16 protein-coding genes and 1 pseudogene are annotated in these 20,975 nt (G+C 60.2%); 13 read left to right on the top strand and 4 right to left on the bottom strand.

The annotated features are described in order from the left end of the window. Positions 1-90: 90 nt before the first annotated feature. The 10 genes from spoVM (at position 91) to ACMNAY_RS02230 (ending at position 14,182) form a co-directional block, all read left to right on the top strand. On the top strand, positions 91-171 hold the full coding sequence (gene spoVM / locus ACMNAY_RS02275; RefSeq protein WP_394959305.1) for a stage V sporulation protein SpoVM: 81 nt from the start codon (positions 91-93) through the stop codon (positions 169-171). Positions 172-308: 137 nt separating this feature from the next. Further along, positions 309-1,829 (top strand): SPOCS domain-containing protein, encoded by a 1,521-nt coding sequence (locus ACMNAY_RS02270; RefSeq protein WP_418718229.1) that lies wholly within the window; start codon positions 309-311, stop codon positions 1,827-1,829. Positions 1,830-1,843: 14 nt separating this feature from the next. Further along, on the top strand, positions 1,844-3,316 hold the full coding sequence (gene spoIVA / locus ACMNAY_RS02265) for a stage IV sporulation protein A (protein WP_418718228.1): 1,473 nt from the start codon (positions 1,844-1,846) through the stop codon (positions 3,314-3,316). A 309-nt stretch (positions 3,317-3,625) separates the two neighbouring features. After that, complete coding sequence (locus ACMNAY_RS02260; protein WP_418718227.1) at positions 3,626-5,368, top strand: cache domain-containing sensor histidine kinase; 1,743 nt, start codon at positions 3,626-3,628, stop codon at positions 5,366-5,368. Continuing rightward, on the top strand, positions 5,365-6,843 hold the full coding sequence (locus ACMNAY_RS02255) for a response regulator transcription factor (RefSeq protein WP_418718226.1): 1,479 nt from the start codon (positions 5,365-5,367) through the stop codon (positions 6,841-6,843). Before ACMNAY_RS02260 ends, ACMNAY_RS02255 begins: the two co-directional genes overlap by 4 nt. Positions 6,844-7,020: 177 nt before the next feature. Continuing rightward, a complete protein-coding gene (locus tag ACMNAY_RS02250; RefSeq protein ID WP_418718225.1) occupies positions 7,021-8,106 on the top strand; it encodes a BMP family lipoprotein in 1,086 nt (361 codons plus the stop codon). A gap of 208 nt (positions 8,107-8,314) precedes the next feature. Further along, a complete protein-coding gene (locus tag ACMNAY_RS02245; protein WP_418718224.1) occupies positions 8,315-9,835 on the top strand; it encodes an ABC transporter ATP-binding protein in 1,521 nt (506 codons plus the stop codon). Then, positions 9,832-10,932, top strand: a complete 1,101-nt coding sequence (locus ACMNAY_RS02240) for an ABC transporter permease (protein WP_394967586.1) — start codon at positions 9,832-9,834, stop codon at positions 10,930-10,932. The genes ACMNAY_RS02245 and ACMNAY_RS02240 overlap by 4 nt, the downstream gene beginning before the upstream one ends. A gap of 3 nt (positions 10,933-10,935) precedes the next feature. Further along, complete coding sequence (locus tag ACMNAY_RS02235) at positions 10,936-11,835, top strand: ABC transporter permease (RefSeq protein ID WP_394967584.1); 900 nt, start codon at positions 10,936-10,938, stop codon at positions 11,833-11,835. A gap of 112 nt (positions 11,836-11,947) precedes the next feature. Then, on the top strand, positions 11,948-14,182 hold the full coding sequence (locus ACMNAY_RS02230) for a CehA/McbA family metallohydrolase (protein ID WP_418718223.1): 2,235 nt from the start codon (positions 11,948-11,950) through the stop codon (positions 14,180-14,182). 81 nt (positions 14,183-14,263) lie between these two features. Here ACMNAY_RS02230 and ACMNAY_RS02225 read toward each other — a convergent pair whose 3' ends face one another. Next, complete coding sequence (locus ACMNAY_RS02225; RefSeq protein ID WP_418718222.1) at positions 14,264-15,607, bottom strand: MATE family efflux transporter; 1,344 nt, start codon at positions 15,605-15,607, stop codon at positions 14,264-14,266. A 256-nt stretch (positions 15,608-15,863) separates the two neighbouring features. On the opposite strand from ACMNAY_RS02225, the gene ACMNAY_RS02220 reads away from it, so the two are divergent. The 3 genes from ACMNAY_RS02220 to ACMNAY_RS02210 all read left to right on the top strand — a co-directional run bounded on the left by ACMNAY_RS02220 (position 15,864) and on the right by ACMNAY_RS02210 (position 18,599). Then, complete coding sequence (locus ACMNAY_RS02220) at positions 15,864-16,754, top strand: AraC family transcriptional regulator (RefSeq protein WP_418718221.1); 891 nt, start codon at positions 15,864-15,866, stop codon at positions 16,752-16,754. Between the two features lie 104 nt (positions 16,755-16,858). Next, positions 16,859-18,037, top strand: a complete 1,179-nt coding sequence (locus ACMNAY_RS02215) for an MFS transporter (RefSeq protein WP_418718220.1) — start codon at positions 16,859-16,861, stop codon at positions 18,035-18,037. A 106-nt stretch (positions 18,038-18,143) separates the two neighbouring features. Then, positions 18,144-18,599, top strand: a complete 456-nt coding sequence (locus tag ACMNAY_RS02210; protein ID WP_418718219.1) for a low molecular weight protein-tyrosine-phosphatase — start codon at positions 18,144-18,146, stop codon at positions 18,597-18,599. Positions 18,600-18,645: 46 nt separating this feature from the next. Here ACMNAY_RS02210 and ACMNAY_RS02205 read toward each other — a convergent pair whose 3' ends face one another. The 3 genes and pseudogenes from ACMNAY_RS02205 to ACMNAY_RS02195 form a co-directional block, all read right to left on the bottom strand. Then, complete coding sequence (locus ACMNAY_RS02205) at positions 18,646-19,593, bottom strand: hypothetical protein (protein ID WP_418718218.1); 948 nt, start codon at positions 19,591-19,593, stop codon at positions 18,646-18,648. A 150-nt stretch (positions 19,594-19,743) separates the two neighbouring features. Then, a complete protein-coding gene (locus ACMNAY_RS02200; RefSeq protein ID WP_418718217.1) occupies positions 19,744-20,229 on the bottom strand; it encodes a GNAT family N-acetyltransferase in 486 nt (161 codons plus the stop codon). A gap of 36 nt (positions 20,230-20,265) precedes the next feature. Then, positions 20,266-20,975, bottom strand: a pseudogene (locus tag ACMNAY_RS02195) (recombinase family protein); the annotation flags it as partial.

Below are 20,975 nucleotides of genomic sequence, written 5' to 3'. Positions count from 1 at the left end.
GTGTAAACCACAAAAACCTGCACATTTTCCGCCCCAAAAGGATATAATGGCGTATCCACACAAAAGTGACAGGGAAAAGGGGGATGCGCCATGCAGGTGGTTGTGGTCAAAAGTCCGAAGTGTCTCGCGGGGCTCCTGCGCGCCTTGTTCAAGATCAAAAAAGAGGGCTGACGCCCCGCAAAACAGCAGCGCCCGCGCACCGGTGAAAACGCCGGTGCGCGGGCGCTGCCTTGTTTGTCCGCTTTTACGGCATATGCCCCCTGCGGCGTGAATATACATATGTCAGAACACGCGAAAGGGGCGAAACAATGGAACTCAAGGTGTTTAGAGATACCTTATCCGCCATGGGCAGCCTGTGGGAGACCAAGGCCGAACTGCCCATCGAGACCGAACTTCTCATCCCGGACTATCTGCCGCAGGTCTTTAAGATCGTCAAGTGCTTCGTCTATCCCGTCACTCTGCAAAAGCAGGTGGCGCCCGGGCGGCTCACGGTGGAAGGGTATCTTCGGTGTGTGGTGTACTATCAGGCCGAAGAGGACCAGAGCCTGTGCCAGGTGGAGCAGAAAATCCCCTTCACCCGAGCTATGGACCTGCCGGAGGGCCAGCATCAGGGCTATTCCGTCACAGTCAACGGCGAGGTGGAATACATCAACTGCCGGGCAGTGAACCAGCGCCGGGTAGACGTGCGGGGTGCTTATGCCCTGTCCGCCCAGGTTTGTGCCCAGAGCGACCAGGAGATCATCACCGCCCTGGCGGACTGCGGCGCCGAGCAAAAACTCATCCCCATCAACGGGCTTCGGACGGTGGCAAACCTGGATAAGCTGCTCACCGCCGAGGAGGAGGTGACCCTGCCCGGCCAGGTGCAGGCGGTCATCGACATTTCCGGCGTGGGCCAGGTGGAGGAGATCAAGGTCATCACCGGCAAGGCGGTGGTCAAGGGCCGCATCCAGGTGGCGCTGACCTACCGCAGCCAGCCGGGCTGGCAGCTGGAAACGGTGGAACAGGCGGTGCCGTTCAATCAAATCATCGACCTGGACAGCGCTCTGGAGGACGCCACCGCCTTTGCCGAGGTGGAGATGATCGGCTGTACCCTCACCGCGGCGGCGGGGCAGGAGGGAGCGAGCACCCTCACCGTCACCGCCATGCTCCATCTGCGCATGGTTCGCCAGGTGGAGTGCTACGTGGTCAGCGACGCCTTTTCCACCCAGTACAGCGCCGATGTGACCTATAAGTCCGTCACTGCCGAGCAGCTGGCCGAAACGCTGAACCGCACGGTGGAAGCCACCGCCTCGGGCACGCTGCCGGACGAGAACGCCCAGATCATCGGCTGCCTGGTCACGCTGCATCCGCTGGAGTGGGTGGCCGCGGAGGGCGGCGGAGTGGGCCTGGGCGGCCGGGCCATCGCCCATGTGCTGTGCATGAACTCTCTGGGCGAGATCGACTGCTACGACAAGTCCTTTGACTTCACACTTCCCGATGTATGGCCTGGCACGGCGGATCAGTACCGCGCCGAGTGCTGGCCGGTGGTAACGGCGGCCCAGCCTGTGGCGGCGGGCGGCGAGGTGACGGTGCGGGTCTCTGTCCGGGTACGGGGCCTTGTGTTCCGCCGCGTCAAGGAAACGGTGGTGGACTCCATCACCTGCGAGACCGCGCTGGAAAACCCGGAGCCGGACGTGGCCCTGCGCATCTGCTACGCGTCGGCGGGGGAGAACATCTTTGAGATTGCCAAGCACTATCATGTGCCCCCCGCGGCCATGATGAAGCTGAATCATCTGGAGGACCTGCAGCTGACCGCCCCGGCCCGGCTGCTGGTGCCCATGACCGTTTGAAAGGAGGCCGGCGTATGGAAAGCAGCAGCGTATACAAGGACATTGCCGCCCGCACCGGCGGCGACATCTACATCGGCGTGGTGGGCCCGGTGCGCACCGGCAAGAGCACCTTTGTGAAGAAATTCATGGAGGAGCTCATCCTGCCCCGGCTCACCGTCCCCGCGGTCAAGACCCGCGCCCGGGACGAACTGCCCCAGTCGGCGGCAGGCCGTACCATCATGACCACCGAGCCGAAGTTCATTCCCGAAACGGCGGTGCGGGTGGACCTGGAGGGCGGCGGCAGCTTCAACGCCCGCCTCATCGACTGTGTGGGTTATATGGTGGACGGGGCCATGGGCCACGAGGAGAACGAGAAGCCCCGCATGGTCAAAAGCCCCTGGTTCGAGGAGGAGGTGCCCTTTGACGTGGCCGCCGAGACCGGCACCCGCAAGGTCATCCGGGACCACTCCACCATCGGCCTGGTCATCACCACCGACGGCTCCATCAGCGACATTCCCCGGGAAAAGTACCGGGACGCCGAGGCCCGGGTCATTGCGGAACTGACCCAGATCCACAAGCCCTTCGTCATCCTGCTCAACTGCCTGGACCCGAACGGCGCGCCCGCCCGCCAACTGGCGCAGCAGATGGAGGAAGAATACGGCCACACCGTGCTGCCGGTGAACTGCGTGGACCTGGACGGCGCCGCCATCGACCGTATCCTGCAAAGCGTGCTCTATGAGTTCGATGTAAAGGAAATCGCCTTTGCAATGCCCCGGTGGATCACCATGCTGGAGCCGGACCACTGGCTGCAAAGCGCGGTGTACGCGGCGGCGCAGGAGTACGCCGCTTCGGTCAGCCAGATGAAGGATGTGGCCCAGGCTGCCGCGCTGGAGTGCGAATACCTCAAGAGCGCCCGGGTGCGCAGCATGCAGCTGGCCACCGGCAAGGTGGTTTTGGAGCTGGAACTGGAGCCGGACATCTTCTACCGGGTGCTGGGGGAGACCACGGGGCTGGAGATCTGCGACGAGGCAAGCCTGATGCCTTGCATCATCGGCCTTGCCAAGGCAAAGCGGGAGTACGAGAAGATCCGCAGCGCCATCGAGCAGGTGGAGGCCACCGGCTACGGCATCGTGATGCCCACGCTGAACGAGCTGCATCTGGAGGAACCGGAGATCGTGCGCCAGGGCGGGCGCTACGGAGTTCGCCTGCGGGCCAGCGCGCCTTCCATCCATCTGCTCAAGGCCACCATCAACACCGAAATCTCGCCCATCGTGGGCTCCGAGCGCCAGAGCGAAGAGCTGGTGATGAGCCTGCTCCAGGACTTCGAGCAGGACCCCATCAAGATCTGGGAGTCCAATATCTTCGGCAAGAGCCTGCACGAGCTGGTGAACGAGGGGCTGCAGAACAAGCTGCTCCATATGCCCCAGGAGGCCCGCGCCCGCCTGCAGGAGACGCTGGAACGAGTCATCAACGAGGGTTGCTCCGGACTCATCTGCATCATCCTGTGACCTTGGGCAGCCCACCGGAGCGCGGTGTCTGAACAAGCCCGAAACAACAGAATATTCCGGCGGCGTTTTCCCGAGACGAGAGGGGGAACGCCGCCGCTTTTTTGTGTTGCGGAAAAGGCCGCTCCGCCGGCGGATGATGTTTGTCCAGGCCGGCTTCTGAGGGGAACAGCGCGCCGGGAGCGCCCGCAGCGTGGACAGGGTGAAAAGAGGAGAAGCCTTGTCGAATAAGTAAAAATCGTGTAAAATGATAAGAATAACAAAGCGCCAAAAGCCCGGGGTTCCCCGGGCTGTATGCAAGGGGGGAGAAAGGTGCGCCGGAGCGTTTTTATTGCGCGGCTGTTTGCCGTTTTGTTTGCGCTGCTTCTGGTCGTCCAGATCGCGGCGGGCCTTGGCATCTACAGCTATGCCCGGCGGGTGGTGGGCGAAGAATTCATCCGCCTGAATCGTTCCTCCCTGCAGCAGGTGGCCGACGCCACTGCCCGCACCCTTTCCGAAGTGCGCACATTCGGCGAGCGCGTGGCGGTCAACAGCACCATGCTGGAACTGGCCGAACGCTCGGACGAGCAGGCCCGGAAAGAGGCCAGACGGCTGTTGAACAATCTGATGACCGAATACATGAGCCGGACCAACAGCATTTCCCTGATGGAAACCTGCGTACTGGGCAACGGCGGGCTTCGCGCCGCGGCGTACAATACCGATGAATTCAGCCTCGACGCCCTCAGGCAGGACGAGCGCCTTGCGCCGCTGCTTGCCGGCGAGACCGACCAGGCCATGCTGCCCACCCACGTCAGCGCACAGGGCACCGGCGTGATGGTCTACACCTTTCAGATGGTGCTCCGGATGGACGATTTGTTCAGCGGAGAGACCAAGGGCCTGGTGGTGCTGGATCTTTCCGAGCTTATTTTGTGCCAGCAGTACAGCACATACCAGAAGGAAGGTGTGACCTTTTGGGTGGTGGACTCGGACGGCACCATCGTTTCCTCGAAGGATAAGGGGAAAATCGGTACCTACTGCGGCTACACGCCCCAGGAGCTTGAGAACATCGCCCGCAATGAGCAGAGCCTGAAGGACGGGTTCATCTTGTGCGAGCGCATCTCGGGCACCGACTGGTATCTGGTGGAGTGGCTGGACTCGGCCATCGCCTTCGAGCCGCTGACCCAGGTGGGAAGCGTCATCATGGCCATCATCGCCCTGTGCGGCGTTCTGCTGTTCTGCGCTCTGTCGTTGACCGCGCGGCGGCTGCAGCAGCGGGTGAACCGCATCAACGACAAGATGGAACAGGTGATACAAGGTGACTTGAGCGTGCGCATCCCGGTGGAGCACAGCGACGAGTTCGGCCGTATCGAGAGCGAATTCAACTCCATGGTGGCCGAAATCGACCGGCTGATCCGGGAGGTGCGCCAGGGAGAACAGCAAAAGCGGCTGGCTGAACTGGACTTCCTCCAGGCGCAGATCAACCCGCACTTCATCCACAACACCCTCACCTCGATCCGCTTCATGCTGGAAATGGGGAAAGTGCGGGAGGCAGGGGAGATGATCTTCTACTTCTCCAAACTGCTGCGCCGCACCATCTCCCGCTCCAACGAGTTCATCACGCTGGAGGAAGAGGTCAGGACCCTGGAGGACTATGTGAACCTCCAGAAATTCCGCTATCAGGACAGTTTCGAGGCCAGCTATGATATTTCGCCGCAGACGCTGAACGCCCGGGTGCCCGCGCTGATCCTGCAGCCGGTGGTGGAAAACGCCATCTTCCACAGCGTGGGCCGTTCCATGGTGCACATCAGCATCAGCGCCCGGCGGGAGGATTCCCAGCTGATTCTGGTTGTGGAGGACGACGGCGTGGGAATGTCCCGGGAGCTGCGGGAGACCGTGCTGCATAAGGATGTGCAGGTCAACCGGGTGGGCCTGCGCAATGTCCACGACCGGATCCAGCTCAATTACGGAAAAGAGTACGGTCTGGCGATTACCGAACGGGAGGGCCACGGCACCCGCGTCACCTTCCGGCTGCCGTTCCAGGAAAGCGAAAGTGACGGGAAGGGGGCTGCGGAATGAAACTGAATGTTATGGTGGTGGACGATGAGACTCCCATCTGCGAATGGCTCATCTACTGCGTCCGGCGCTCATCGGAAGAGCACGAGATCCACTCTGCGCCCAACGGGGAAGAGGCCTTTGCGCTCATCCAGGAATACAAACCGGACGTGGTCTTTACCGACATCCGCATGCCCGGTATGGACGGGTTGGAACTGATGCGCCGTGTGCTGGAGATCTATCCCTTCACGGTGTTCGCCATCCTGACCAACTACGCCGAATTTTCCTATGCCAAGCAGGCCCTCTCGCTGGGGGCCCGGGAGTATTTCCTCAAGTCCGAGCTTCGGGCATCGGACATTGAGAATTTCCTTTCCCTTGTGGAAAAATCCAAGGAGACCATCACTGCCAACAAGCAGCAGGACGTGCTGCCCAGCGGCTGCATCGACCTCTACAACTTCTACCGCGACCAGGAGCAGCCGGGCTATGCCGAGAGCTTCTGGGCCAAGCAGGGCATGGATGAGAACGTGCCCTACATGATGCTGTGCGTGCCCGGCGGGAAATCCCAGGAGGACTGGCGGCGGCTGGTACGGCTGGCCCAGGAACTGCGGGAACGGTCGGACGAACCGATGTACGCCGCGGTGGCCAGCGAAAAGGAGCACGAATACATCGTGCTCCAGACAAACGGCGCACTGCGCGATCAGGTGCAGAAAATGATCGGCCTTCTGGGCGCAAGCGGCGGCGTGGGCGTGAGCACTGCGGCCAGGCTGCGGCAGGAGACGCCCCGCACGCTGCGGGAGTCGGCCTGCGCGCTGTCCGCGCTGTTTTTCGACCCCTCGGGGGAGACGGTGTATTACGAAAAGCTGGCCTGCCGTGCAGCGCTGGACCGGGAAGAACTGCGTCGGCAGAAGCGGGAGATCCTGGGCCTTCTCGCCCGGCGGCAGTACGACGAGACCCAAAAGGACCTGACGGCGTGGTTTGCGGATATGGCCCGTCCCAGCGCGGAGGACGTCACCTGGGGGATCGACTACAGCAGACGGCTGGTGCTGGCGGTGGAGGAGCGCTATTATCACGAGGTGGACAAGCCGCCCCAGGAGATGGCCATCCAGACCTCGCTGGCGCAGTGCCGGGACCGGTGCCTGGATCTGATCAGGCGGCTGAAGAGCCTGCATGGCGGCCGGTGCTCACCCTCCATTGAAACGGCGCTGAAATACATCCACCAGCATTATCAGGAAAGCATCTCCATGGTGGGCGTGGCAAAATTGGTCTATCGCTCTCCGGAGTACTTTTCCCGCCAGTTCAAGGAAGAGGTGGGGGAGAACTTCAGCGTTTACCTCACGCTGTACCGTCTGGACCGGGCCAAGGAACTGCTGCTGCAGACCGACCTGCGGGTGAACGAGATCGCCGAACGGGTCGGCTATACGACCCCCGGATATTTCTCACGCCTTTATAAAAAATACAAAGGTGTGACACCGGAACAGGAACGTGGGTCAAAAATGTGACATGAAAAGTCAAAATAATACATATTCCGCGCAAGAATATTAAATTTGTCCATAAACCGGTCAAGGGTATGCCTTGGCCGGCTTTTTTTTCTTTTGTATTATAAAAGTGACGACGGAAAGGTAGAATTATGCCATTTCCAATTTTACGTGGTTTGCAACGAAAAAGGAGGAAGCAGAATGAACTTCAAGAAAATGGCTGCTCTGTCTATGGCTGCTTTGATGGCGCTGTCTCTGGCGGCCTGCGGCAACGGGACCACCAGCACTCCCGCGGCGTCTGGCAGCGGTGAGACCGATGCCGGCACCATTAACGTGGGCCTGGTCCTGGGCACCGGCGGCCTGGGCGACAAGAACTTCAACGATATGGCTTACGACGGCATCACCCGCGCTCAGGAAGAGCTGGGCATCACCTTCGACTACCTGGAGCCGGAGACCGCCAGCGATTACCTCCCCGACCTGCGCATCATGGCCGAGAGCGGCGAGTATGACCTGATCATCGGCCTGGGCTCTGACCAGGGCGACGCCATGAGCGAGATCATCGAGGACTTCCCCGACCAGAAGTTCTCTCACATCGACTCTTCTCTGGATCTGGACACCATCAGCTGCGTGAGCACCAAGTGGCAGGAGCAGACCTTCCTCACCGGTGTTATGGCCGGTCTGGGCACTCTGAGCGACATGGAGTTCGCCAACGAGGATAACAAGATCGGCGTCATCCTGGGCCAGGATAACCCCGCTCTGCGCAAGGGCGTTGTGGGCTACATCGCCGGCGCCAAGTACGTCAACCCCGACGTGGAAGTCATCGAGGGCAACGTGGACAGCTTCAACGACCCCGCCAAGGGCAAGGAGATCGCTCTGTCCATGTACAACCAGGGCGTTGACTTCATCCAGGCCATCGCCGGCGCGTCCGGCATGGGCATCTACACCTGCTCTGAGGAGACCGGCCGGTACTCCTTCGGCGTGGGCGCCAACGTCAACTACCTCAACCCCGACAACATCGTTGCCACCGCCGCCCGCAAGGTGGATGAGATGGTCTACAACGAAGTGAAGGCTGTCATCGACGGCACCTGGTCCGGCGGCGTGCACATCACCGGCCTGGCCGAGGGCGCTGTGGGCTACGACGACGCTCAGTCCAACGTGGTGGTCCCCGACGACATCAAGGCTGCCATCGAGGAGATCCGTCAGCAGATCGTGGACGGCACCCTGGTGCCCCCCGAGAGCATGGACGAGATCGACAGCTGGGTCGCTGCCAACCAGTACAGCAAGTAAGCAGCACTGGAAAGAACGGGTAGAAACGATCTGCACCGCATAACGGCGGGCGCTTCCGCTTGCGGGAGCGCCCGTTATGTGTAATAGCAGGTCGGCCCGTCGCTGCAATGCGCATCTTTGGTCAGGCAAGGCGCAAAGCCGCCTGCCTTTTGGCCCCGAGGGGGCGGCCGGATGCGCATGACGATAGCAGAAAGGAGGCTATGCCGCCATGAACGCGGTAGAGATGCACGGAATCGTTAAGCAGTACCCTCTTGTCCGGGCGCTGGATAACGTGAATTTCGAGGTGGAGAAAGGCGAGATCCACTCCATCCTGGGTGAAAACGGAGCCGGTAAATCCACCCTGATGAACGTGCTGTATGGCATGACGACCTGTGATGAGGGCGAGATCCTCATTGACGGGAAGAAGGTGTCGATCAAGCACCCGTCCCAGGCCATTGCGCTGGGCATCGGCATGGTGCACCAGCACTTCATGCTGACTCCGGTGATGACGGTCACCGAAAACATTATCGTCGGCAGTGAGCCTGTGAAAGGCCCCTTTGTCGACTACAAGACCGCCAGCAAAAAAGTGGCCGAGATGATCGAGGAGTATCATTTCGGCATTGACGCGAACGCCCGGGTCCAGACCCTTTCGGTGGGCCAGCAGCAGCGCGTGGAGATCCTCAAGGCCCTTTACCGGGGCGCCAACATCCTGATCCTGGACGAGCCCACCGCGGTGCTCACCCCTCAGGAGGTGGAGGAGCTGTTCGTGGTCCTGCGGGACCTGAAGGCTGCGGGCAAGAGCATCATCATCATCACCCACAAGCTCAAGGAGACGCAGGAGATCGCGGACCGGGTGTCCGTGCTGCGCGCGGGCGTCATGATCGACTCGGGGCTGCCCGTCAAGGGCTGCAGCATCAACGACCTGGCCCTCATGATGGTGGGCAGAAAGGTCGATCTGTCTTTCACGCGCCACCGGGACGACCCGGGCGATGTGGCCTTTGAGGTCAAGAATCTGAACCTGACCATCCAGGGCGTGCCGGTCCTGAAGGACCTGGCTTTGAAGGTCCGCAAAGGACAGATTCTGGGTATTGCCGGCATTGAGGGCAACGGCCAGACCGAGCTGATCGAGGTGCTCACCGGCCTGCGCAAGCCGGATTCCATGACCCTTTTGAAGGACGGGGAGCCCCTCAGCGGCAACGCGGCCCGCTTCCTGTCCGCCGGCGTGGGGCACATTCCCGAAGACCGCCTGAAGCGCGGCCTTGTGACGCCTCTGTCCATTGAGGACAACATCATCCTGGGCTACCACAAGCTGAACAAGTTCGCAAACCGCGGCATCCGTAAGGCCGGCGCCATCCACTCCTTCGCCGAAGAGAAGGTGGAGGAGTTCAAGGTGAAAACGCCCAACGTGCTGGAGAAATGCTCCTCGCTGTCGGGCGGCAACCAGCAGAAGGTCATCATTGCCCGTGTGTTCAGCCAGGACCCGGATGTTCTGATCGCTGCCCAGCCCACCCGCGGCGTGGACGTGGGCGCGCAGGAGTTCATCCACAGCCGTCTGCTGGACCTGCGGGACCAGGGCAAGGCCATCATCCTCATCTCTGCCGATCTGGATGAGGTGCGCCGCCTCAGCGACCGTGTGGCCGTGATCTATGACGGCCGTATCGTGGCCGAAAGCAACCACGACGAGTGGGACGAGATGGAACTGGGCCTGCTGATGACAGGCGGCAAAGAAGGGGGAGGGGAGAGCGCATGAAAAAGAAGAACGATGTTCAGCGGGAGAACCGACTGTCCCGCCTGGACGGCGCGCCGCTGTCCATCATCTCCCTGCTGATCTCCATTGTGATCAGCGCCGTGATCCTGGCTGTCAGCGGCTATAATCCCTTCGAGGCCTACAGCGCGATCATCGCCGGCGCCTTCGGCAGCCTCCGCGGCATTGCCCAGACGCTGACCCAGGCGACTCCGCTGATCTTCACCGGCCTTGCTTTCACGCTGGCCAAGAAAGCCAACCTCATCAACCTGGGCGTGGAAGGCCAGCTCTACATGGGCGCGCTTGGCGCGGCCATCGTGGGCACTGTGGACCTGCACCTGCCCATGGTGATCCACCTGCCTCTGGCCATTCTGGGCGGCCTGATCCTGGGCGCGCTCTTCGGTGCTCTCATCGGCTTTTTGAAAGTGAAGTTCGGCTCCAATGAGGTCGTTGCCGGCGTTATGCTCAACACCATCGCGACCCTGTTCGTCAGCTACCTGCTCAACGGTCCCATGCTGGCCGAGGGCAGCAGCGTGGCGCAGACCGAGCGTGTGGTGGAAAGCGCCCGCCTGCCCCGTATCTTCCAGTCCTATCAGCTGACCATCGCCATCATCATTGCGGTGATCGCCTGTATCCTGGTGCGCTGGTTCATCAACCGCACCACGCTGGGCTACGAGATCCGCTGCGTGGGCCTGAACCCCAAGGCCGCCGAGACGGCCGGCATCAGCATTGGCAAGGTGCTGATCCTTTCCATGTGCATTTCGGGCGCCATCGCCGGCATGGCCGGCGCCAGCCATGTGCTGGGCGTTGACCGCCGCCTGATCGACGGCTTCTCCTCCGGCTACGGCTTCAACGGCATCGCCGTGTCCGCTCTGGCGGCGGAGAACCCTGTGGGCGTCATCTTCGCCGGCCTGGTTTTCGGCGTTCTGAAAGCGGGCGCCATGGAACTCAACCGCAGCACCGGTATCCCCACGGAATTCGTGGATGTGATCCAGTCCATGGTGGTCATCTTCGTGTCCGCGCCTCTGCTGGTCAAGGGAATGCTCCACATCAAGAACAACTACAGCGGCAAGAAAGCCGCCAAAGTGGCAAAGGAGGCATAAGAGATGGGTATTATTCTTACATATCTGATCCCCATTCTGGCCTCCACGGTGTCCATGTCCACGCCGCTGATCTTCGCCTCTGTGGGCGGTGCCTTCTCGGTGCGAAGCGGCGTTATGGCCCTGGGCCTGGAGAGCATGATGATGTGCGGCGCTTTCGGCGCTGTGCTGGGCTCCTATTACTCGGGCAGCTTTGTGGTGGGCCTGCTCTGCGGCATGCTGGGCGGTATGCTCATCGGCCTGTTCCACGCTGTGCTTTGCGTTCGCTATAAGGTCAACCAGGTCATCAGCGGTATCGGCCTGAACCTGCTGGCCACCGCCATCACCACGCTGCTCATGCAGATCGTCTGGGGCAACAAGGGCACTTCCGAAATGGTGGACTCCATCGATACCTCCATCGGCGGCCCCATCCCCATCATCAGCGAGCAGTCCTTCAACTTCTTTGTGATGATCGCTGTGGTGGTCATCGGCTGGATCGTTCTGTTCAAGACCCGCTACGGCCTGCGCCTGCGCATGGTGGGCGAGAACCCCAGAGCGGCCAGCTCCATGGGCCTGCGGGTGCACGCGCTGAAGTATTCGGGCGTGATCATCTGCGGCATCCTGGCCGGTTACGGCGGCGCCTTCCTGTCTCTGGACCAGCTGAACATGTTCGTCCGGGACATGACTGCCGGCCGCGGCTACATCGCGGTGGCCATCAACATCCTTGGCCGCTACAACCCGCTCTACATCGTACCCTGCGCCCTGCTGTTCGGCTTCTGCGACGCGGTGCAGATCTACCTCCAGGGCCAGGGCGTGCCCTCTCAGCTCATCCAGATGCTTCCTTATCTGGCCACCCTGCTGGTCCTGGCCTTCGGCGTGCGGCACATCCAGGCCCCCGCCGGTGTGGGCAAGCACGAGGACGACTGAGCGGCGCATCCGACCCGAAAAAGTATTTCCCCGGCTATATCCAAAATTTTTGCCTGTCCGGCTGTGAGACAGTCCGTCTGCTCTACGAAGCGGACGAAGGAAAGGAGAAAACATGAAAGAACTTGTAACGCGTATTCCGGTTGCTCCCGAAGGCATGCCTGTCACGGACATCTACAGCGAGAGCGCTCAGTTCCCCGGCATGGCCGTTCAGAACGGCGCGGTGTATGTTCACTATCAGGCTTTCAAGAACCGGCATGACACGCTGAAGGTCGGCGTTCTGGGCGAAGACGGCCTGAAGGACGTGCAGACCATTTCCGGTGAGGGCGAGGTCCTCTATCCCGTGTCCCTGGCCCACGACGGCGCGATCTGGTTCGCCTGGAGCGAAGCCAAAGACCGTCAGTGGTCTGTTTTGGCCCGTTTCGTCAAGGACGGCGTGTGGAGCGAGACCATCGTGGTCGACCACGGCGAGGCTGTGCTCTACCCCTGCCTGTACGCTTGGAACGGCGACCTTTATATCATGTGGACCCGTCAGTACAAGAACGGCGCCCAGGCGGTCACCTGCGCGCTGAGCGAGGCGGGCGCCGGCGAGGCCGAGGTCATCTCTGTCTCTGCCGAGGCCTACCGCGCCAACGCCTGCCAGGGCGGCGACGGTAACCTCTATGTGACCTACGACGCCTACCGCAACGGCGGTTATGACGTGATGGCCCGCGTGAAGACCGCCGCCGGCTGGAGCGAGGAGATCCGTGTGGATCAGAGCGAGGACTGGGTCTGCGCTCCCCGCATCATGCCCGCTCCCACCGGCGCCACCGTGTGCTGGTACACCTTCGGCTACGGCGCCACCTTCGGCGTCTACGCCTCCGACCTCACCGCCTGCGACGGCGCGCTGTGCGCCGCTCCTGTCCAGACCCTGACCGAGAACGTGGGCTGGTACATGGATCTGGCGGTGGCCTCCAACTCCAAGGGCCTGCAGGCGGTCGCCTACACCTGGGGCAAGGACAAGGTCCAGGTTCGTGTGCGCCAGGCCGGCGGCAGCTGGACCGAGGGCGCTCAGATGTCCTATGAGGATATCCACTGCGCCATGTATCCCTCTCTGCTGGTGGGCGAGGACGGCACCATCTGCATGGCTTGGCAGTTCGCTTTCCGCAACGGCCACTATGACCGCAATGCCCAGGCCGTCATCACCCGCTTCACCGCCGAAGACGTGGAGAAGCGCCAGGATCCCTCCACCGAGCATGCGGAGAACAACTTCTGCATCCCCATCGCTGCCGAGAAGCATCTGGACCGCCGCACCGACGAGGAAGTGGCGGAGTGGCTGAAGAAGAACGGCTACACCGGCAAGCTCCTCTTCGGCGACATCCACGGCCAGAGCGGCATTTCCGACGGTATGGGCAAGATCGACCAGTACTACCGCCGCAGCCGTGCCAAGGCGAACCTGCAGTTCTCCTGCCTGACCGACCATGACTGCTACCCCGACTGGATCTCCCAGTCCGAGTGGGAGCTGATGCGCACCACCGCCCATCTCATGGACACCGACAACGAGCTCACCTGCATCCTCTCCTTCGAGTGGACGCCCAACGAGTATCAGTACGACTTCGGCCACAAGAACGTCTACTTCCGCGACGATGACGGTGACATCTTCCGCTCCGGCGACAAGAGCGGCATCACCCCCACCGACCTGTACGCCAGCATCAAGAAGTACCGCGCCATGTGCATCCCGCACCACCCCGCCGCCGACTGGGGCATGGTGAGCGCGGCCACCGACTGGTCCTTCCACGACGACCAGGTGGAGCGCCTGGCGGAGATCTACTCCCGTCACGCCCCCTACGAGGACTTCGAGAGCCGGAGCAAGTACACCAAGAACATCAAGAAGTTCCCCCGCCGCAGCGTGCAGGACGCTCTGGCCCGCGGCTACCGCATGGGCTTCACCGCCGGCAGCGACTCTCACCAGATGGAGCACGGCGTGGAAGGCGGCATCGTTGCCATCTACACCCCCACCCATGACCGGGCGGGCATCTGGGACGCTATGTACGACCGCCGCACCTACGGCACCACCGGCGCCCGTATCCTGCTCTCCTTCAAGGCGGAGGGTCAGCCCATGGGCAGCGAGATCAAGGTGCCGGAAGGCAAGCCTGTCCAGTTCGAGATCAGCGTGCTGGGCACCAAGACTGTGAAGGTGGAGCTGCTGAAGAACAACCAGGTCATCCAGACCTGGGAGCCGGGTTCCGACGCGTGCGACGTCACCTGGGCGGACAGCGATCGCAGCGCGAGCGATTACTACTATGTCCGCGTCACCCAGCCCGACGAGCATATGGCCTGGTCCAGCCCCATCTGGGTCGACAAAGAGTAATCCCCAAAAATCTTCTATCAGTAAAAAAGGGTGCTGCCGATGAGGCAGCACCCTTTTTGGTTTAGTGCACGGAGCTGTGTGTCAGCGTTTTGCGCTTTTTTGATAGATGCGGTAAGCCGCCACACAGAGAAGAATTTGCGCCACGGAGGAGATGGGCGTGCCCAAACCGATGTGGAACAGGGAAGCGCCTTCCAGCCGGCTCATCCAATAGACCGCCGGGATCCTCACACAGAACGCGCCGAACACGCCTTGCGCCATGACGAAAACAGTTTTTCCGCAGCCGTTGAAGTAACCGATGAAGCAGAAGAGGATGGCGGTGAGCAGGCAGTCGATGGCGTAAGCTTTCAAATAATCGTGGGCAAAGGCGATGACCTGTGCCTCGCCGGAAAAGACAGAGGCCAGCAAATCCCCCGCAAAAAATGCGATGGAGCCCATGATAAAACCGGCGGCCAACGCGGTCTTGATGCCGTAAAACAGCGCCTTGCGGGAACGCTCGAATTCTCCGGCGCCGTTGTTCTGGGCAACAAACGCCGAAATGGACTGCATATAAGCAGAGGCCACCAGCATCAGAAACACGCAGACTTTCTCCGCAACGCCCACCGCGGCAGACTCCATCACGCCCATGCTGTTGACCACCATCTGGATAAACAGAAAGGAAAACTGCACCAGCAGTTCCTGCAGCGCGATGGGCACGCCCACCAGCAGAATTTTTTTCAAACAGGCGGGGTCAAAGCGTATGAACTTTTTGGAGAAGGCGAAGGGCAGGTTTTTCCTGCTGATAAAATAGAGAGAGAACACCACGCTGATGGCCTGGGCGGACACGGTGGCAATGGCGGCGCCGGCGGCTCCCATGCCAAAACCCGCCACCAGCACCAGGTCGCCCAAAACGTTGATGGCGCAGGCAATGACCACAGTGAGCAGCGGGGTGCGTGAGTCACCGATGCCGCGGAAGACCGCACCGATCACGTTGTATGCGGTGATGAAAACGGTGCCAAGCCCGCAGATCTTCACATAGGCCCCGGTCTGCGAAAATGCCTCCGCCGGCGCATGCATAAAGGCGGCCAGGGAATCGCTGAAGGGAACGACCAGCGCCGTCACGGCCACCGCCAGCACGGCAAAAATCGCAATGCCGGTCCCCACGCCCCGGCCGGCTTCTTCGGGCTTCCCGGCTCCGATGCGGTCGCCTACAAAGACGGTCACGCCCATGGTCAGGCCGGTGATGACCATGGTGATCATGTTGAAAAGCTGGCTGCCGGATGCCACTCCGGATTGCTCAAAGGTGTCGGCGAACTGCCCGACAATGATCAGATCCGCCGCGCCGTACATGGCCTGCAGAAAAAGCGCCAGCAGGACCGGGAACGCGAAGGAGATAAGAGAGCGAAGAATGTTTCCCTGAAGAAGATTTTGTGTGTTGGCCCGACTCATGATATCCTCCCTGTGGATCATTTTCACCGCCGGGGCACAGCTGCCGCAAAAAAAGAGCCGGATAAGAAAAGCAGGGATCTCACCTGCCATCTTATCCAGCTCACAGCCTCATCAGTGCTGCTCACCCTCCGATGAACGCTGACCATTGTATCAGATTTCAAAAGAGATGTCAAACGGAACACAAGGCGGCAGATGGAAAAAACGGGATGTTCCTGTTATACTGAAAAAAGAACGTTTTAAGAAAGGGAAGAGTGCCGTGCCTGTCATCCTGGACCGGCATCTGCGGGAGCAGATCGCCCGTGAATCAAACGATTTCCCCATCAGCTTTTTTGAAAATGAACTTTCGGAACTGCCCAACCGGGAAGGCCCTCTGCATTGGCATCCCGACTTCGAGATCGCCCGGGCAGAGCGGGAAACGCTGGAGTACCAGGTGGGACAGGAGCGCATCCTGCTGCAGCCGGGGGACAGCCTGTTTGTGAACGGCAACCTGCTGCACGGCGTAAAGCAGGTGGGCGGCGACGCGCCGGACCCGATGCCCATCGCGGTGTTTTCCGGCTCGCTGATCGGGCCGGAGAGCGGTGTGCTCCATCAAAAATACATCGCCCCCGTGGCGAAATGCGCGTCGCTGCCCTTTGTGATGTTCCGGCGGCAGGACGAGCGCTGCGGGGAAGTACACAGCCTGCTGGATGAACTGTTTTCCTGCCTGCGTCTGCGACCGGTCTGTTGGGAGATGAGGGTGCAGCGCCTGTTGTGCAGCCTGTTCGAGTATCTTTTCCGCAACCTGGACTCGCTGCCCCGCTGCCCGGCCACCCGCGTCCAGCTCCGTTCTCAGGTGCGGGTGCAGCAGATGCTGGCGTACATCTACGAGCACTACGAGGAGCAGGTCACCGTGGACGACATCGCCCGGGCTGCCAGCGTCGGCCGCAGCGAGGCCACCCGCTGCTTTCAGGAGTACATGGGCTGTTCCCCGGTGAGCGCCCTCATCCGACACAGGCTCCAAACCGCCCACCGACTGCTGCACGACCGCTCCGTGACTGTCCAGGAGGTCTGCTGCGCCTGCGGGTTCCGCTCGCCCAACTACTTCGCGCGCCAGCTCCGCAAACTTTACGGCTACACGCCGGGTCATGTGCGCGATTTGGGAGAATAGTTCTACTGTTTGGGGGATTTATCCCTTATGTGGTTCTGGTTTTGCTGTTATAATGCCATACGACGGCTTGCGCCGAAATCGGAGCACAGCGGAAAGGAACCACTATGACCCAACGAACAAAGTATCAAAAAACGTTGCACGCCTGTTACCTGGGCTATGTAACGCAGGCAATTTGCGCAAATTTTGCGCCGCTGCTTTTTCTGACTTTCCCAAAAACCTACAAAATCTCTTTTGCCCAGATTGCGCTGATCCCCAGCGTGTTTTTCATGACCCAGTTGCTGGTGGATCTTGCCGCGGCGGGATTTGTGGACAGAGTGGGTTACCGGGCCTGCGTGGTCGCGGCCCATGTCCTGGCGGCAGCAGGGTTGGCGTTGCTGGCAATTCTGCCGGACGTGCTGCCCTTGCCATTTGCGGGAATTTTGCTGGCCGTGATGATTTATGCGGTGAGCAGCGGGCTGATAGAGGTGCTCATCAGCCCCATCGTGGAGGCCTGCCCCTTTGAACACAAGGAGAGCCGCATGAGCCTGCTGCACTCCTTTTACTGCTGGGGCATGGTCGCGGTGGTGCTGGGGTCAACGCTCTTTTTCACGGTGTTCGGCCTGGAGAACTGGCGCGTCCTGACGTTGCTGTGGGCGCTTGTGCCGTTGGCCAATGTCCTGAACTTCGCCGTCTGCCCCATTGGGCGGCTGGTCGAGGAAGGGAAGGGGCTGGGAACAGGCAGGCTGCTTCGCCTGCCGGTGTTTTGGTTGCTGATCCTTTTGATGGCCTGCGCCGGCGCGGCGGAAAACTCGATGACGCAGTGGGCGTCCGCCTTTGCGGAAGCCGCGACGGGCGTGCCCAAAACCGTCGGCGACCTTGCGGGCCCCTGCCTGTTCGCGGTTTTCATGGGTCTGTCCCGAGTGCTCTGCGCCGGGCTAAGCCGGAATTTGCCCCAAAAGATGCTCATGCTGGGGTGCGGCGTGTTGTGCGTCGGCTGCTACCTGCTGGCGTCCCTGTCGCCCTCCCCGGCGCTGGGGATGGCGGGCTGCGCCCTGTGCGGTTGTTCTGTGGGTGTCCTGTGGCCGGGCACCATCAGCATGTCCGCGCAGCTTTGCCCCGCAGGCGGCACAGCCATGTTCGCCCTGCTGGCGCTGGCCGGCGATTTTGGCGGCACGATGGGGCCGATGACGGTGGGCTTTGTCTCCGAACTGGCGGGCGGCGATCTGAAAACAGGGCTGCTGGCGGCGGGGGCCTTTCCTATCGCGCTGGTGGCAGGTCTGGCCGCGCTGAACCGGCAAAAATGACCCCTCGGCCGGGCGGCAGAGTACGGGTATGCAAGCGCGTCGGAGTATGATACAATGCAAAGTGTGATTTTCCTGCTCGGCAGGCCTTTGAAGGGGAGTAGATGAGATGACCAAGATACTGTTCATCTGCCATGGTAACATCTGCCGCAGCCCCATGGCAGAGTTTGTGATGAAAGACCTGGTGAAGAAGGCGGGCTTTGGGGCGCAGTTCACCATCGCCTCCGCGGCCACTAGTACGGAAGAGATCGGCAACCCGGTCTATCCGCCCGCCCGTCGGATGCTGGCGCAGCACGGCATTTCCTGCGACGGCAAAACGGCCCGGCAGGTGCGCCGGGCGGAATACGCCGACTGGGATTTGTTCATCGGTATGGACTTTGCCAACCTGAGGAACATGGAGCGTATTTTCGGCGGCGACCCGGAGCACAAAATACACGCCCTGCTGGATTACACCGCCCGCCCCGGCGAGGTGGCGGACCCCTGGTATACCGGGGACTTTGAAGCCACCTGGCGGGATGTGCTGGCCGGCTGCACCGGGCTGCTGGACAGCCTGAGCAAAGGATAAGCAAAACGAGGCCGCAGATTGAGCATCTGCGGCCTCGCTGTTTTTTTCAGTACACCACGTCCAGTGTGGACAGACTTGCGGCCATCTGCCCTGGCTCACGGTCACTCAGAGGAGAAAACTCCAATTCGTCGCCCTTCCAGCGCACGGTGTAATAGCCGAAGGAAATATTCCCGGCGTCGTCGTGCAAGTCGCACTGGACCTGCAAAATGCCGTTGGAACGCAGGAAATAGCGATATTCCAGCCGGTCGTAGTCATCAAAGCGCAGGTCGTGTTCGATCGCGGCCTTCAAATCGCCGGCGTTTTTGAACTGGGAAAATTCTTCTTCCGTCAACTCCGTGGCCCCATACTCTTTGTAGGTCTCGCCGTAGAAGAAGATGTAGGTACCTTTCACGGTGTGCAGCAGCATAAGATCATCGGCGGCTTGATACGCGCCGTCATAGCTCTCCACATAAAGGACGATGTCGCCCGCGTCGGTCATTCTCACGTTGCCGGGCTGGTTGTCCGCCAGACAGACGACCTCGCCGTCCCGCAGAGCCAGAATGGAAAAGAAAGCAGTGGTACCCATGCCCACATGGCGGTTCACCGCCACATGGTTCTCTCCGTCCGCGTTCAACACCTCTAAAGTACAAACATCCAGCTCCGGCTCCGCCCGGCAAACGACGCTGCACTCAGCCGTGTCCCCGCCGCAGTACCAGACCATATTGCTGTGCGGGTCGGACGCGCCGCACACGCCGAAAAGTTCCTTTGCACCGTCCCCATCAAGGTCCAGACAGATGTGGTTCAACATTTCCCGGCCGGAGGCTTCTTCCACCGCGGCCAGCAGCCGGGCCTCGTCCGGGTCATCGGGCGTGGGGCGGGGCAGCGGACTGGCGGTGGGCGCCGGGGCAGGGGAGACAGCGGGCGCACTCTGGGCCGAAGAAGAAACGGCATGCCCGGCGGCGCACCCAACCAGCAAAAACGCAAAACTGCAGGTCAGAGCAAGCAATCGTTTCATAAGCGGCTCTCCTTTCAATCCGCGTCCTGTTAAAGCATCACAACGCACTCGAACATTGTCCCGGATTGCAAGGAAGCCCCTTTTACTTCCCGCCCATCACAGGAACGGGGGAATGAAATACATCAAATCTGACCGCAGTTCCATTCCCAATTAATAATCAAAAGCATGTTCGCCGACCGTAATTTGCCGCGTTAACGTTTCCTCTTTATGGGGTTTGCGGATCTCAATCAAATTCAAAACAGTATAGGCGCGTTTCCGTAGAAATTCAATCATACGGTGATTGTTGGGATGAACGTAGTTATAAACGGTATCGCCTCCAAAAGAAGCTGAGATTTCCTCGGCTCTGCTATGCAGAGCTGTGGCGACACCTTGGCGGCGGAAATCCGTTTTGACAAAGAGGGATTCGACCCACACAACCCCACCATCGATACGGCAAACCATGTAGCCCGCATATTTACCATCCACTAGTGCGGCAAACACCGGAAACTGGGCAGAGAGATAGTCTTCCATCTCGTCACGCCCAGCTTCCAGATTGGGTTTTGATACCACACCTTTATAAGAACGCAATTCTACCCGAAACTGTGCGACCATTTCAGCAAATTCATCATTTACCTGTTTGACCTCAATGATTTCCATAAAATGCACTCCCTCATTCATTTCTTCCTTGATATGTCAGTCGGTATGAAGTTTGGATAAAAGAACCACCGCCTTGACGGTTGTTTCAGTTTCCAAGGGAAGTTCTTTCACTTCCTCGCCATCAACAGGCACAGGGAAATTGAATACGATCTTCTTTATCCAGCTTCCGTCTTTCCTTTTCTCCGGGAACATTTCAATTCGCTCGATAAAGGCTTTCATAAACTCTTTCTGTTCCGCTTCCGTTGCGGAATGGTAGACTTCATCAAATGCCAGTAAGAGCCGATAGATATTGTCGCCGGAGATTTTCTCCTGCTGAATGCTGCGGATTTGGCTTTGCAATTCGCCAATCTGAACTTCGATATCCTCTATGGTATCATACTGCTCATCATAGCGGCGCTGCAAGTCCAAAATCTTTCTGTCATATTGGGCATCGTTGATGTCCAAGGTGTCCATCTGACGCTCCAAGCGGCTTTTCGTTCCAAAGGCTTGCTTCAACTGTCCTTGCAGGACGGCGATCTGCTTTTCCATATCCTCTGTATCAACGGCCGATCCGATTTTCGCCTGAATCGCTTCTACAAACCGGGGATTGTTGACCATAGCGGATATAATCTTTGCCACAAACTTGTTGATTTCCGTCTGCTCAATATTCAGTCGGAAGCTGCACTCATGCCCGGTAGGTGTTACCGTGTTTTTGCAGTAGTAATAATACCTCGTTTTCTTGTCCTTGCTGTGAGCCTTGGCGATAT

Origin of the sequence: Candidatus Allofournierella merdipullorum (genome assembly GCF_048426865.1) — a bacterium.
GTDB classification, from domain to species: Bacteria; Bacillota; Clostridia; order Oscillospirales; family Ruminococcaceae; genus Allofournierella_A; species Allofournierella_A merdipullorum.
Note: the sequence above shows the minus strand (reverse complement) of the source record. Positions and strands in the feature narration are given on the sequence as shown.